Annotated in this window: 14 protein-coding genes; 7 read left to right on the plus strand and 7 right to left on the minus strand. The window is 72.2% G+C overall.

Annotated elements, in window-relative coordinates; all coding sequences use genetic code 11:
• Positions 1–6: 6 nt before the first annotated feature.
• On the minus strand, positions 7–378 hold the full coding sequence (locus ACQP0U_RS02305) for a DUF4267 domain-containing protein (protein WP_433315325.1): 372 nt from the start codon (positions 376–378) through the stop codon (positions 7–9).
• 88 nt (positions 379–466) lie between these two features.
• Between ACQP0U_RS02305 and ACQP0U_RS02310 the strand changes: the two genes are divergently transcribed.
• Positions 467–1039: a TetR/AcrR family transcriptional regulator gene (locus ACQP0U_RS02310; RefSeq protein ID WP_433315327.1), complete on the plus strand. Its 573-nt coding sequence runs from the start codon at positions 467–469 to the stop codon at positions 1037–1039.
• A gap of 32 nt (positions 1040–1071) precedes the next feature.
• On the opposite strand, the gene ACQP0U_RS02315 is transcribed toward ACQP0U_RS02310, so the two are convergent.
• Positions 1072–1338: a hypothetical protein gene (locus ACQP0U_RS02315; protein WP_433315329.1), complete on the minus strand. Its 267-nt coding sequence runs from the start codon at positions 1336–1338 to the stop codon at positions 1072–1074.
• Positions 1339–1857: 519 nt separating this feature from the next.
• Between ACQP0U_RS02315 and ACQP0U_RS02320 the strand changes: the two genes are divergently transcribed.
• Entirely contained in the window at positions 1858–2085 is a 228-nt protein-coding gene (locus ACQP0U_RS02320; protein WP_433315331.1) for a winged helix-turn-helix domain-containing protein, read from the plus strand.
• A 205-nt stretch (positions 2086–2290) separates the two neighbouring features.
• Here the strand turns inward: ACQP0U_RS02320 and ACQP0U_RS02325 are convergent, their stop codons facing one another.
• The gene (locus ACQP0U_RS02325; RefSeq protein ID WP_433315333.1) at positions 2291–3970 is read right to left on the minus strand and encodes a DNA repair helicase XPB; all 1680 of its coding nucleotides are present in this window, start codon (positions 3968–3970) and stop codon (positions 2291–2293) included.
• A 172-nt stretch (positions 3971–4142) separates the two neighbouring features.
• Between ACQP0U_RS02325 and ACQP0U_RS02330 the strand changes: the two genes are divergently transcribed.
• Entirely contained in the window at positions 4143–5024 is an 882-nt protein-coding gene (locus ACQP0U_RS02330; protein WP_433315335.1) for a L,D-transpeptidase family protein, read from the plus strand.
• 97 nt (positions 5025–5121) lie between these two features.
• Positions 5122–5358: a hypothetical protein gene (locus ACQP0U_RS02335; RefSeq protein WP_425697520.1), complete on the plus strand. Its 237-nt coding sequence runs from the start codon at positions 5122–5124 to the stop codon at positions 5356–5358.
• Positions 5359–5388: 30 nt separating this feature from the next.
• Here ACQP0U_RS02335 and ACQP0U_RS02340 read toward each other — a convergent pair whose 3' ends face one another.
• The gene (locus ACQP0U_RS02340; RefSeq protein ID WP_433315337.1) at positions 5389–7875 is read right to left on the minus strand and encodes a helicase-associated domain-containing protein; all 2487 of its coding nucleotides are present in this window, start codon (positions 7873–7875) and stop codon (positions 5389–5391) included.
• Between the two features lie 83 nt (positions 7876–7958).
• Between ACQP0U_RS02340 and ACQP0U_RS02345 the strand changes: the two genes are divergently transcribed.
• Positions 7959–8582 (plus strand): HAD family hydrolase, encoded by a 624-nt coding sequence (locus ACQP0U_RS02345; protein ID WP_433315339.1) that lies wholly within the window; start codon positions 7959–7961, stop codon positions 8580–8582.
• A 27-nt stretch (positions 8583–8609) separates the two neighbouring features.
• The gene (locus tag ACQP0U_RS02350; protein WP_433315341.1) at positions 8610–8996 is read left to right on the plus strand and encodes a cold-shock protein; all 387 of its coding nucleotides are present in this window, start codon (positions 8610–8612) and stop codon (positions 8994–8996) included.
• Here ACQP0U_RS02350 and ACQP0U_RS02355 read toward each other — a convergent pair.
• Positions 8957–9805 (minus strand): 1,4-dihydroxy-6-naphthoate synthase, encoded by an 849-nt coding sequence (locus ACQP0U_RS02355; protein ID WP_112677681.1) that lies wholly within the window; start codon positions 9803–9805, stop codon positions 8957–8959. The genes ACQP0U_RS02350 and ACQP0U_RS02355 overlap by 40 nt on opposite strands.
• 588 nt (positions 9806–10393) lie before the next feature.
• On the opposite strand from ACQP0U_RS02355, the gene ACQP0U_RS02360 reads away from it, so the two are divergent.
• On the plus strand, positions 10394–11263 hold the full coding sequence (locus tag ACQP0U_RS02360) for a helix-turn-helix domain-containing protein (protein ID WP_433315342.1): 870 nt from the start codon (positions 10394–10396) through the stop codon (positions 11261–11263).
• A 27-nt stretch (positions 11264–11290) separates the two neighbouring features.
• On the opposite strand, the gene ACQP0U_RS02365 is transcribed toward ACQP0U_RS02360, so the two are convergent.
• A complete protein-coding gene (locus tag ACQP0U_RS02365; RefSeq protein WP_433315344.1) occupies positions 11291–11941 on the minus strand; it encodes a futalosine hydrolase in 651 nt (216 codons plus the stop codon).
• Complete coding sequence (locus tag ACQP0U_RS02370; RefSeq protein ID WP_433315346.1) at positions 11938–13554, minus strand: MFS transporter; 1617 nt, start codon at positions 13552–13554, stop codon at positions 11938–11940. The genes ACQP0U_RS02365 and ACQP0U_RS02370 overlap by 4 nt, the downstream gene beginning before the upstream one ends.
• Positions 13555–13574 lie beyond the last annotated feature (20 nt).

Genomic DNA, 13574 nt, shown 5'->3' on the forward strand with positions numbered 1-13574 from the left:
TGGCGATTACAGGGCGAACAGCAGAGCGGCGTCGAGGAGCACTACCGCGGCGGTGGCGAAGTGGATGCCGAAGGCGACGGCCTTCGTCCCGCCGTTGCGCAGCACGATGACGGTGTCGCCCAGCGGGACGAGCGCGACGATCAGCATGAACCACGCAACCGCGTCGGCGGTGGTGAAGGCGATCAGGGCGAGGCCGAGCAGCCCGAACGTGAGGTCCTTCAGCCCTTTGACCGTCAGGTAGGCGGGGTCGCCGTCCGGGCGGGCCGGCACGCCGTAGCCGGCGGCGGCGGCCTGCGGTACCAGCAGGAACCGCGCACCGATGAAGACGACGAAGAGGCTGAGTACGACGGCGAGCCCGTAGGCGACAAAGGACAGCATGGTCTGCTCCAATTCCTAGCGCTGCTAGATGTGAGAGCGACGCTAGCAGAGCGCGGGCAGGATATCTAGCGGTGCTAGGATGGGCGTCATGTCGACGCAGGAGCGCCGGGAGCGCGAGCGGGCGGAACGGGAACGGGCGATCGTCGCCGCAGCACGCGACCTGGCCCTGGCGGAAGGCTGGGACGCGGTGACCACCCGGCGGCTCGCCGCCGAGATCGAGTACAGCCAGCCCGTCCTCTACAGCCACTTCAAGGGCAAGGACGCCATCATGGCGGCCGTCGCCGTCGAGGGCTTTGCCGAACTCGCCAACGCCCTCGCCGCGGCCCGAGCCTCGGCCGCCAGCCCCCGGCAGGCGGTCGCCGACGTCGCGGCGGCATACGTCGGCTTCGCCGAGCAGCGTCCCGCGCTCTACGACGCGATGTTCACCCTCGCCGTGGACCTGCCGTTCGCCACTCAGGACGTCCCGACCGACCTGGCCCGCGGCTTCGCCGAACTGGCCGAAACGGTGCGCCCGGTCGCCGGGAAAGACGACCTGGAGACATTCACCGAGACGTTCTGGAGCGGCCTGCACGGGCTGGTCACGCTGATGCGCAGCGGCCGGCTCCGCCGCCCCGGCCACGACCGCCGGCTGGCGGTGCTGGTGGACCGCTTCTCCCGGTGAGCGTTGCCGTCAGGGTCGGGCGCGCGCAGACTTCACCGACCACCTGGCCGGAGCGCGCGTCGGGCGCAGGGCGACAGGTGGTCGGTGGGCAGCGCGCACCGCGCCCCGCCGGGCAGCGGTCGGTCACAGAAAACCCAATGTCGTACGCCCTGCTGGTCCTCGGCCGAGACGGTGACCCCGCCCGGCTCGACCCGCGCGCTGAGCCGCACCAGCACCCGAGCGGCGGTACGCGCGAAGATCCGGGCGCGCAGCAGATCCGGTGCGGTGATCGGCAGGTGGATCACCCAACGGTCGCTCATCGGTAGCGGCACCGTTCGCGGAGCTGCCAGGGCTGCGGCGGTTCTTCTCGCCTCCTCGTCGGCGGTAGCTCGTTGCGTCGGCGCGGCAGCCGACGGATCAGATCGCGCACGGTGACTGCCCTTCGTCGGACGGGTTCGACGTGGAGGGGAGGTCTCCGCCGGTTGCGGTCGGCGGAGACCTCCCGACCCGCGGCCGTTCGGGGGTACGGCAGCAGGGCCGCGCCGGGGGAGCGCGGCGGGTGGGTCTGGACGGTTGGGTCTCGACGGTTGGGTCTCGACGGGTGGGTCTCGACGGGATGGATCTCGGCGGCGATGCGAGACCAGTACGAGAGGCGCCAACCGACCGCAGCGGCACCGCATCACCGAGAGCGACGCTACCGATACCTGTCACCTCTGTCAACGCTCTCCTATCTTGCAAATCTTGCTGCTGCGGTTGCTGCTGCTTCCCTTCCAGTTGTTGCCGCTCTTTCACCCGGTGCTCGATACTGGGCGGGCCAACCGACTGCAAGGGGCCCCCGCGTGCCGATTCCCCCGACGATGAGCGAGTTGATCGATGATCTGCTGAGGCGGATCAAGGTGGGCGAGTTCCAGCCCGGCTCACAGATACCGTCCACCCAGCAGCTTTCCGATCACTACGACGTGTCGGTGTCGACCATCCATCGTGCGGTGGCGAAGCTGCGGAAACAGGACGTGCTCGTTGGTCGTCCGGGTCGCGGGGTCTTTGTCGCGGAGTCCCGCAAGCGCTGACGGTGAGAGGCCGTCGAGATCTTGGACAGTTTCCGTTCAGGCGAGACGGAAACTGTCCAAGATCTGGAGTGGGCGACCAGCGCGTCACGGATCAGGGTGGCGCGGATGAGCGGACGGCTGATTCGTCTACGACATCAGCTCCATAGCGAGCGCAAGAGACACCACGTCCCCGCCCGCGACCGTGCCCGACGCTCTGATCGACGGGTCAGTCGAAGGACGGCAGGGACGGGCCGAGGACGTCGTCGGCGTCGACGATCGTGTACGCGTACCCCTGCTCGGCGAGGAAGCGTTGCCGGTGCGCCGCGTACTCCGTGTCGATCGTGTCCCGGGACACCACCGTGTAGAAGTGCGCCTGCCGGCCGTCGGCCTTCGGGCGCAGCACCCGACCCAGCCGCTGCGCCTCCTCCTGGCGTGACCCGAACGTCCCGGACACCTGGATCGCCACCGCCGCCTCGGGCAGGTCGATGGAGAAGTTGCCGACCTTCGAGATCACCAGCGTGCGGATCTCCCCGGTGCGGAACGCGTCGAACAGCCGCTCCCGCTCCTTGTTGGTGGTCGAGCCCTGGATGATCGGCGCGTCGAGGTACTCGCCGAGCTGGTGCAGCTGATCGATGTACGCGCCGATAACCAGCACCTGGTCATCCGGGTGCCGGTCGACCAGCGCCTTCACCACAGGCAGCTTGGTGCGGGCGGTCGCCGCCATCCGGTAGCGCTCCTCCGCCTCCGCCGTCGCGTACGACATCCTTTCCGCGTCGGTCAGGGTCACCCGGACCTCGGTGCACTCGGCCGGGGCGATCCAGCCCTGCGACTCGATGTCCTTCCACGGCGCGTCGTACCGCTTCGGGCCGATGAGGCTGAACACGTCACCCTCGCGGCCGTCCTCCCGTACCAGAGTGGCAGTCAGGCCCAGCCGGCGGCGGGCCTGGAGGTCCGCCGTGAACCGGAAGATCGGCGCGGGCAGCAGGTGCACCTCGTCGTAGACGACCAGACCCCAGTCGCGGGCCCCGAACAGGTCCAGGTGGGTGAACGCGCCGCCGCGCCGCGAGGTGAGCACCTGGTACGTCGCGATGGTGACCGGGCGGATCTCCTTGCGCTCGCCGGAGTACTCGCCGATCTCCTCCTCGGTCAGCGAGGTGCGGGCGATCAGCTCCCGCTTCCACTGCCGACCGGCGACCGTGTTGGTCACCAGGATCAGGGTGGTCGCCTTCGCCTCGGCCATCGCCGCTGCGCCGACCAGGGTCTTCCCGGCGCCGCAGGGCAGCACCACCACCCCCGACCCGCCGGCCCAGAACGCCTCGACGGCCTCCCGCTGGTACGAGCGCAGCGTCCACGGCTTGCGCCCGTCCTTGCCGGCCTCGGCCAGCTCGATCGGGTGCGCCTCACCATCGACGTAACCGGCCAGGTCCTCCGCCGGCCAGCCCAGCTTGAGCAACGCCTGCTTGAGCCGGCCGCGCTCGGACGGGTGTACCCGGATGGTGTCGTCGTCGATCCTGTCGCCGAGCATCCCGGCGAGCTTCTTGCTCTTCGCCACCTCGATCAGCACCAGCCGGTCCAGGGCGCGCAGCACCAGCCCGTACGCCGGGTCGTTGGCGAGCTGAAGCCGGCCGTACCGGTCCATCGTCTCGGCCACGTCCACCAGCAGCGCGTGCGGCACCGGGTAGCGGGAGTACTTGAGCAGCGAGTCCACGACACCCTCGGCGTCGTGCCCGGCCGCGCGGGCGTTCCACAGACCCAGCGGGGTCAGTCGGTAGGTGTGCACGTGCTCCGGCGAGCGTTCCAGCTCCGCGAACGGCGCGATCGCCATCCGGCAGGCCTGCGCGTCGGGGTGGTCGATCTCCAGCAGCAGGGTCTTGTCCGACTGCACGATCAGTGGTCCACCGCTCACGCCAGCGTCCTCTCCTCGGTTGGCCGTCCGGCCGGGACGGGTCGCATACCCGCCGCTGGCCGACCATCCAGTGTTGCACGATGCGGGACGGTGAAAGAAAGTTGCTCACCAGCCGCAACCGTGACGGCACTCACGAACGTCTAGTAAAGGGACGACTGTCTGGGGAGGTCCCATGGAGCATGTCCGGATTACTTCCCGGCTGGTCGCCCTCGTGGTGGTCGTGCTGGTCGGCGTGGGTGCGTGCGCGTTCGAACCGCAGTCCGGCGGGAGTGGTGGCGGGGGAGCCGCCCCAGCCGGCGCGGCGGAACAGGCAACGGGGGCGAGCGACACGCCCGGGCCCGACCAGCGCGGCCGGTCCACGCCGGCCGCGCCCACCCCGAAACCCTCCCGCAAACCCACGCCGAAGCCGACCCGCACGGCAGCACCAACGACGACCCCCGGCACCGGTACGCCGACCGTCGCCGGCTGCCCACAGGGCCAGCACCAGCGCGCGGTGGAGACCTACCTGGCCCGGTTGGGCGGGTTCGGGGCGGTGACCGTCGACGGGCAGCAGTCCGCCGCCGACTGCGCCGCGATCAAGAAGTTCCAGAAGAGGTACGGCATTCGCCCCGTCGAGGGTCGCGCCGGACCGACCACCTTCGACGTGGCCCAGCGCCTCGCCACCACCGACACGGCCCGCTGCAAGGGCGGCACGGGCACCACGTTCTGCGTGGACCTGACCCGGCAGACCGTCTGGGCGCTCCGCGGTGGCAAAGTGATCATGGCACCGACGGTGACCCGCACCGGCATGTCCGGCTACCGCACCCCGGCCGGCACGTACGCCGTCAACTACCGCAACCCCAAGGAGTGGTCCGACCCGTACGAGGTGTGGCTGCCGTACTGGCAGCACTTCACCCAGGGGATGGGCTTCCACGAGACCACCACCTACCTGCACGAGAAGTCGATCGGCTCGCACGGGTGCGTCAATCTCCTGCACACCGACGCTGTCCGGATGTGGGAGCTCGGAAAGGTCGGCACCCGGGTGGTGCTGATCGGCCGGCGTCCCGGCACCTGAGCGACACGGAGCGAATCGAGGGGATAACCCCCTGTCCGACCGGTCCCTTGAGTGTCACCCTGGGAGTCCAGGGCCGGACCGGGCGGGGAGGCTGGGTATGACGGTCGACCGTGACGTGATCGCGGAGCATGAGCAAGCACCACCCGACGAGGTGTCCCGAGCGACGGTGATCGCGTACTCCGTCGCGGCGACGCTCCTCCTCGGGTGGTTCCTCTTCGGCTGGCTGGTGCTCCAGCAGGGCTTCGTCGACTCGGTCGGGGAGTCCGCAGGTGCCGGCTTCGCGCTGCTGCTGATCATCTCGGTGGTCGGCACCGTACGCCGCAGCCGCCGCTGACCGACAGCGCCCGCGCGGTGGCGCCGTCGGTCAGTCCGCCACCACCGCCGCGGTGATCCGGTGCAGGGCGAACGTGTGCAGCATCTCCGTCCGTTCGTCCTCGGCCCGCAGGTAGCCGGCACCGATCGAGACCGGCTTGAGCAGGCGCGACGCCGTCGCCCCGTGCGCGTCGACGTAACCGACCCAGACCAGCGCCTTGTCCCGGACCGCCTGCTGGAGCACCGCCAGGGCCTCGCTGTGGGTGTGCGCCGGCACCGGGCCGCCGCCCAGCCCCGGCGCGCCACCGCGCACCACCGCCGGTGCCCGTCGGGCCGCCCGCGCCGCCGCGTCACCGCGCCGGATGTGCTCCACCACGCCGAGCAGCCGGGGCATGGGCAGCTTCGGGGCGGCCAGCGGGTCGATCGTCCGGGTGGTCACCGACACCCGGGCCGGGGCTCGGCGGATTCGCGGCCGGGCCAGCACGGTGCTGCCGGTGCCGTCCTCCTGCACCGGCGCGTACCCGGCGTCGCGGAGCGCGCCCAGCAGCCGACCAACCTGGTACTGCGTACACAGCACCGTCGGCGCGAGCCGCCGCAGCGCCAACGACTCCAGCCGCCGGTCGGCCAGCACCTCACTGATCAGGGTCTCGTCGTCGCTGCGCAGGTACGCCCCGGCCAGGCCGACCCGCAGCCCGCCGTGCTTACGGGCCACGTCGTCGATGAGGTAGGTGAGCCCCTGCGGCACCGGGGTACGCGACCGTCGCCGGAACACGTCGTGCAGGTCGTCGGCCGTGTAGCCGGAATCCAGTGCCCGCCGCACGCTCGCCGTGGTGACCCGGTGCACGCTGGCCCCACCGGCCGACTCGAGCTCGGTCATCGCCTCCAGTTCGGCGGCGAGCGCCGGCTCGGGTGGGCCGGGCACCACAACGGTCAGGTCGGCCTGCACCAGGAAGTGGTCGACAGGTGCGGGCAGCAGCGCGTCCAGCGCCCGCGCGGCACTTGACGGGTCGCCGCTCTCGACGTCCGCGTGCACGCCCAGCGGGTCGCCGCCGCCCCGCTCGTCGGTCGACGTCAGGTCACCCAGCAGCAGCCGACCGTACGAGGTGAGCGCCCCCAGCCCCGTCACGCCAAGCTGTGCGGCCTCGGCCAGCACCTCCCGGTGGGCGGCGTCCCGGCCCCGGCTGCGGCGCGGGGCCCGCCAGTCCAGCAGGTCCTGCACCTCCTCCGGGCTGGGTGCCGTCGCCGGCTCCAGATCGGCGAGTACGCCGAGCACCGCCCGTCGGGTGGCCGGCACGCTGGCCCGCTCGGCCTCGGCGGAGAGCGCGGTGATCGGCCGGTCCCGGTCGTCACGGCGGCCGACCAGCCCCACCTGTCGGGTCATCGTCAGCCACGCTCGGGCGAGCTGCTCCCACCGTTGGGCCAGCGAGGCGGCCCGCCACACCTCGTACCCGCCGGTCGGCAGCACCTGCTGATCCGCCCCGTACCGGCCGGTGGCCGAGCCGGGCATCTCCAGCTCACCGAGGAGCCCCGCCGCGTACGCGACCTCCAGCAGCAGCGCGGTGGTCGGTTCGTCCAGCCCGCCGGTACGCGCCAACCGGCGCAGATCCCGCACCCCGATGCCGCCGGAACGCAGCACCGGCGCGGGCTCGTCGGCGAGTTGCTCCAGCAGCCCTTCGGTGTGCCGGACCACCTCCATGGTCTGCCCGGCCCCGGCCGAGTCGACAGCCTTCGGCTCGCGGGGCGCGGCGGCCACCGGCGGTGGGCTGGTGCGCAGGGGCCCGAGCGGGCCGCTGTCGCGGCGCAGCAGCAGGCCGACCTCGCGGGGCAGCTCCACCGTGCCGCTTGCCGTGGACGAGCCGGTCGTCACGGGGACCAGCAGCCGGTTGTCGACGAGCCACCGCACCGGGGAGCCGGTCGGCGCGCCACCGTTTGTCGGGTCGGTGAGGACCGGGTCCTCCGCGCCGAGCGGCGGCGCCTGCAACGCCCCCGGCGGCACGCTGCCCACCGGCGGGCCGGCCGCCAATCGGTCCAGGATCGCCCGGGCCGAGGGCGGGGCGGCGAGCACCGTCCGTCGGAGCTTCGCCGGGTCCGCGCAGAGGGCGGCCGTGCGCGGGTCCAGCTCCGCGGCCGGCCGGCCGAGCCCTGCGGGGTACGGGGCGACTTCGTCGACAGCGGGCACCACCTGGAGCGCGTGCTCCGGGCCGTACAGCAGAAAGAGCGCACGCAGTCGGCCCACGGCGGCCCGGACGGCCGTCGGTGCCGGCGGTTGTGGCCCGGCGGTCGCCATCGCGAGCACCGTGTCGGTGGTCGTGGTGGCGTCGTCCGGGCTCCGAGTCAGCCGGGCCGCGTCGAGGATCTGAAGGGTGAACTGGTCCAGACCGTCAAGCGCGCGGGCCACGGAGACCCGGGACTGGGCCCGGATGGCAAGGGCGGAGACGTCGGCCGGCACGGGCACGACGAGGTCGGGCCGCAGCTGGAGGAGCTCGGCCAGTGACTCATCGGGCAGCGACCGCAGGTGGTCGGCGAGTGAGGTGGTCATCGTCTTTCCACGCTAGCCCGGCACCGGGCTTTCGCGCCCCTCGGACGTCCGGCCGACTGGGCGTGGCCGGTACGTTTCTCGACATGCCCGCACTGACCGTCGGATTCGACCTCGACATGACCCTGGTGGACTCCCGCCCCGGCATCGCCGCGGCCTACCGCGCGTTGACCGCGAGGACCGGTGTGCCGGTCGACGCGGAGCTGGCGGTGTCCCGGCTCGGCCCGCCGCTGCGCACCGAGATCGCGCACTGGTTTCCGCCGGAGCAGGTCGAGTCGGCCGTGCGGGTGTATCGCGAGCTCTACCCGGCGTACGCGATCACCCCGACGCTCCTGCTGCCCGGCGCGCGGGAGGCCATCGACGCGATCCGTGCGCGGGGTGGTCGTGTGCTTGTCGTCACGTCCAAGATCGGCCGGCTGGCCCGGTTGCACCTGGACCATCTCGGTCTCACTGTCGACGAGTTGGCCGGGGACCTGTTCGCCGAGCAGAAGGCGACGGCCCTGCGGGAGCACGGCGCGACCCACTACGTCGGCGATCATGTCGCGGACATGGTGGCGGCAGCAGCGGCCGGGGTGCCCGGCATCGGTGTCGCGACCGGCCCGTGCTCCTCGGACGAGCTGCGCGCGGCGGGGGCCGAAGTGGTGCTGGACGCGCTCACCGAATTCCCAGCGGCGCTCGACGGGATGATCCAGCTAGCCTTGGAGCAGTAGCGGCTCAAGTGAAGCAGGGGTTTTCAGGTGCCTACGGGTCGAGTGAAGTGGTACGACACGGCCAAGGGATACGGCTTCGTCACGAGTGACGAGGGCGGCGACGTGTTCCTGCCCAAGGCGGCGTTGCCGGCGGGTGTCACCGACCTCAAGGGTGGCCAGCGGGTCGACTTCAGCCTGGTGGACAGCCGCCGGGGCGCGCAGGCCATGGGAGTCAAGCTGCTGGACGCGCCGACGTCGATGGCGGAGCTGCGCCGTCGGCCGGCCGAGGAACTGCACGGCCTGGTCGAAGACATGATCAAGGTGTTGGAGGCGAAGGTCCAGCCGGATCTGCGCCGGGGTCGGTACCCGGACAAGAAGACTGCGCAGAAGATCGCTCAGCTGGTCCACGCGGTGGCACGCGAGCTGGAGGTCTGAGGCACCAGGCCAGCGGTGGCGGCCCGGTCGAGCAGTGCCGCCACCGCGGCGAAACCGGCCTCGCCCAGGTCTGCGGTGAACTCGTTGACGTAGAGGCCGATGTGCCTGTCGACCACGTCGAGTTCCATCTCCTGGGCGTGCGCCAGCACGTACTCGCGGCTGGCCGCCGGGTCCGCCCAGGCCTGCCGGACCGACTCGCGGACCCAGCCGGCCGCGGCCTCCGGGTCGACCGCGCCACGCCGGGCCAGGATCGCGCCGAGGGGGATGGGCAGGCCGGTGTCGGCCTCCCACCACTCGCCGAGGTCGACCAGAGCGCTCAGGCCGTGCCGGTGGTAGGTGAACCGCGCCTCGTGGATGACCAGCCCAGCGTCGTAACGCCCAGCCGCCACGCCCGGCATGATCTCGTGAAACGGGACCACCTCGATCCGGGCCGGCGGTCGCCCGGCCGACCAGAGCCGGAACAGCAGGTACGCGGTGGTCCGGTCGCCCGGCACCGCCACCGTGGCGCCGGTCAGGTCGGTGCGGTCCGGCCCGCCGTCACGGTCGCCCCGGGTGAGCACCAGCGGGCCGCAACCGCGACCGAGGGCACCGCCGCAGGGCAGCAGGTGGTAGTCGTCGAGCAGCCAGGGCAGCGCCGCGAAGCTCACCTTCACCAGGTCGAACGCCCCCCGCTCGGCCGCCGTGTTGGTGACGTCCACGTCGGCGTACGTCACCTCGACCGGCGGCGCGCCGGGCACCCGCCCGTGCACCAGCGCGTGGAAGACGAACGTGTCGTTGGGGCAGGGCGAGATTGCCAGGGAGAGCGCCACATCCCCACGTTAGCCCCGCCCTCCGCCCGGGGTCCGGGCCCACCCCGCGACTGTGATCCGCGACCGTGGTCCGCGGCCGTGACTCGCGACTGTGATCCGCGACTGTGATCCGCGACCGTGGTCCGCGGCCGTGACCAGCGTCGGAGCGAGGCGGCGCACGAACTGCGGCGAACGCCTGCAGGGGGGCGGAGACGACGCGTGCAAACGACCGACCCAGCAGGGCCGAGCACTCACCTGGTCTTCCTTTGGAGCTGATGTCGTAAACGAATCACCCAGCCCGGGAGTTAGGAGCCACAAACTCGGTGCCGGGAATCCGGAGGTGGGCTGGGGGCGCGCCGGTTGGGCGTGCCCGGTTGGGGCGTGCCCGGTTGGGGCGTGCCCGGTTGGTGCCGGCCCGGTCGGTGCGTGTCCGGTTGGGGCGTGCCCGGTTGGGGCGTGCCCGGCCAGGCGGTGATGTCATAAACGATTCAGCTCCAAAGGGATCGTGCAGCAGGTCATCATCCACCGACCGGAGGAGTTGTCCACAGGGTTATCCACAGCTCGGCGCAGGGTGTTGATAGCTCGCTGACCAGCCGGGAACATCGGCCTGTGACCGAGGCGAGTGACCACACCGACGAGACCGGCGGAGCCGATCTCGGCCCGGCGCTCCGCGCTCTGCGTCGGCGGGCCGATCTGAGTCAGCGGCAGTTGGCCGAGAAATCCGGGGTGCCGCAGCCGACGCTGGCCCGGATCGAGTCGGGGCGGGCGGCCGATCCCCGATTCCGGACTGTGGAACGCCTCGTGCAGGCGGCGGGTGGGACGTTGGCCATTGGCATCCCAGCACCCGACTCCGTCGTCAGCGAACCCACGCCGGTCCCGCATGACGACATGCGGGACGAGGCGGGCCGGCGGTACCCGGCCCATCTGGACGTGTGGCCTGTCCACGAGCCTCGGGACTGGCCCGGCGCGTGGTGGGCGGAGTGGTACCGGTTGCCGCCCGAGCGGTACCCACTCCCGCTGCCACCGGCCGCGTACGAGCTGAACCGGCGTTATCGCGACAACCGACGGTGGGGTGCTGAGGTCCAAAGGACTGCGCAGGTGCGCCGGGTGATCGGCAGCGACCTGCCGGCCACGTGCTGGCGGTACGTCGCCGAGCTTCCCGACGGCAAGCTGGTTGGTGAACTGCGGGCCCATGAGCGCAGCCCGTTCCTGGAGTTCGGGGAGTGGCATCCGGGCATGCCGGAGCGGGAGATGGTGCTCGACGGCGTGCTTGTCGATGCCCGGTACCGGCGGTTGGGGCTCGGCCGTCGGCTGGTCACTGCGTTGGTGACCGGAATGCGCGAGGCGGGCATCGACGACGCGGCCGCTGTCGCCGAGGGGTTCGGCACCGACCTGCTGCTGGCGTGCGGCTTCGAGATCGAGGCACGCCGCCCGGCGGCACTGCGCCTGGGCCACAGTGGCAAACGTTGTTTCTCCTGAGCGGACGCCGGGTCAGCGCAGTGCCGGTCAGCGCAGTGCCGGGGCTGCTGCGGTCAGGGCCGCCAGTGCTTCGCGCAGCCGCCAGGCGTCCCGGTCGCGGGGGCCGATCGGGTTGGAGATGGTGCGCAGTTCGGCGAAGGGCACCCCGGCCTGCGCCGCGGCCACAGCCACTCCGTAACCCTCCATCGCCTCGGCTACCGCTTCGGGATGCCTCCGCCGCAGCTCGTCGGTGCTGGGGGTGGTGCCGGTGACGGTGCTGACAGTGAGCACCGGGCCGGCCGTGGCCGTCGGGAGGGCGGCCCGCAGAGCCGCCAGCAGGCCCGGGTCCGTCGGCACCCTGCCGCCGGCACCGAGCAGCGCGGGCGGCATGCCCAGCTCGTCGACGGGGATGAAACCGTCGGGCGACTCGGCGCCCAGGTCGGCGGCGATGCTGACGGTGCCGAGCACCGTGTCGCCGACCTCGGCCCGACCGGTGAAGCCGCCGGCCACGCCGGCGCTGACCACTGCACGGTACGGGCGGCCGGCGGCCTCGGCGAGCGCCAGCAGCCGGGCGGTGGCGGCACCGGCGACGGCGGGGCCCACGCCGATCGGGGTGACGGTCACGCTGTGGTCGGTCAGCCCGGCGCGGACCGCGTCCGCCTCGGCGGGGACCGCGGTCACCACCAGCAGACCGGTCACGAGAGTGAGCCGGGGGACTCGCGGCGGGTGTCGTCGTCGGCCCCGCCACCCGGGCCGCCAACCGCCGACGACGGGCGGTAGATGTGGTAGCCCGGCGGGGCGAGGCTCGGGTCGTCGTACTGCGGGGAACTGGTCTGGGCCGGCGCCGGTGAGGTGGGTGTGGGGTCGCCGGGCTCGTCCGCCGTCTCGTCCCGGGGCAGCTCGTCCTCGGTCAGCTCGTCGTCGCCGAGCGGTCGGCCGGCCAGCTTCTCGCCGCGCAGCCGGGCGGCGGCCAGCACACCCCGGATCGCGGCCAGTACGCCGACCCCGGCGGCGACGGCGATGCCCATCCGGCCGTCGAACGGCACCAGCCCGAGACCGCCGCCGGCGACGAAGGCGAGCATCAGGACAGTCTCCGAGTGGGCGAAGGAACTGGCCCGCAGCCGCTCCGGGATGCGCTCCTGGATCGAGGCGTCCACTGCCAGCTTCGCTATCCCGCTGACCAGCGCGGCGACCAGGCAGAGCAGGGCGACCATCAGCAGCGAGAACTGGATGACGGCGAGCACCGCCACCCCGGCCACGATGATCATGCTGCTGGACTGGATGGCGGTCGGGCGGTGGATGCGCAGCCGGGTGCCGATGGCGGTGGCCAGGAAGGTGCCGACCGCGAGCGCGCCGCCGACCACGCCCAACGCCCACTCGGCGCCCAGGTCCCGGCCGAACACCACTGTGGTCAGGTCGCCCTTCTTGATCGCGAAGGCGAGGAAGAGCAGCAGGAAGCCGTAGAGCGCGCGCAGCGTCGCGGCGCCGATCAGGGTGGCGATCACCAGCCGGCCGGACGGTCGACCCCGTCCCAGTGGGCGATCGCCACGGCGGCGGCCCAGCGCGCGCAGTGGCCGGGGGACGCGCTCCGGTGGCTCCGAGTCGGCCTTCGGTGGGAGCCGTAGGGAGATCACCATGCCGACCAGGAAGATCACCGACGCGACGCGTAGCGGCCACTGCGGCCCGAACCAGAACGCGGCCAACCCGATCGGCGCCACCAGCGCACCCGCGACCGTGCCGTAGACGCTGGCCCGGGCACCCACTTGGGACAGGCCGAGGCCCTCCGGCAACAACCGGGGCACCGCCGCGGAACGGGCCACGCCGTAGGCCCGGGAGAGCGCGAGCACCCCGAACGCGGCCGGATAGAGCCCGAAGCCGTGGATGTAGTCGGAGATCAACCAGGCCAGGAAGGCGCGGCCGAGCATCGTCGCGGCCAGGGCGTACCGCCGGCCGTGCCGGAAGTGATCCAGCAGCGGGCCCACCACCGGGGCGAGCATCGCGAACGGCACCATGGTCACCAGCAGGTAGAGCGCGACCTTGCTGCGAGCCTCGCCGAGCGGCACGTTGAAGAAGATCGTGCCGGCCAGACCGATGGCGATCAGCGTGTCGCCGGCACAGGAGAGCGCGTGCAGGTCGAACAGGCGGACCATGCCGACCTCGCCACCGGCGCCCCGGGCGCGGGCCCGCCCGGCCCGGCGGGTCACCCAGCGGCCGCTGCCCAGCGAACCACGCAGCAGGAGACGGATGGCGCGAATGCCGGTGCCGACGGTCCGCCCGAGGACGGATCGCCCGGAGCGGGAGTACGACGGCATGTGCACCATCCTCGCCCATC

This window comes from Micromonospora sp. CA-269861 (assembly GCF_050948505.1).
Lineage (GTDB): Bacteria > Actinomycetota > Actinomycetes > Mycobacteriales > Micromonosporaceae > Micromonospora.

Coding starts and splice junctions, on each gene's coding strand:
- ACQP0U_RS02305 (WP_433315325.1), bottom strand. CDS start 378: ATGCTGTCCTTTGTCGCCTACGGGCTCGCCGTCGTACTCAGCCTCTTC.
- ACQP0U_RS02310 (WP_433315327.1), top strand. CDS start 467: ATGTCGACGCAGGAGCGCCGGGAGCGCGAGCGGGCGGAACGGGAACGG.
- ACQP0U_RS02315 (WP_433315329.1), bottom strand. CDS start 1,338: ATGAGCGACCGTTGGGTGATCCACCTGCCGATCACCGCACCGGATCTG.
- ACQP0U_RS02330 (WP_433315335.1), top strand. CDS start 4,143: ATGGAGCATGTCCGGATTACTTCCCGGCTGGTCGCCCTCGTGGTGGTC.
- ACQP0U_RS02335 (WP_425697520.1), top strand. CDS start 5,122: ATGACGGTCGACCGTGACGTGATCGCGGAGCATGAGCAAGCACCACCC.
- ACQP0U_RS02340 (WP_433315337.1), bottom strand. CDS start 7,875: ATGACCACCTCACTCGCCGACCACCTGCGGTCGCTGCCCGATGAGTCA.
- ACQP0U_RS02345 (WP_433315339.1), top strand. CDS start 7,959: ATGCCCGCACTGACCGTCGGATTCGACCTCGACATGACCCTGGTGGAC.
- ACQP0U_RS02370 (WP_433315346.1), bottom strand. CDS start 13,554: ATGCCGTCGTACTCCCGCTCCGGGCGATCCGTCCTCGGGCGGACCGTC.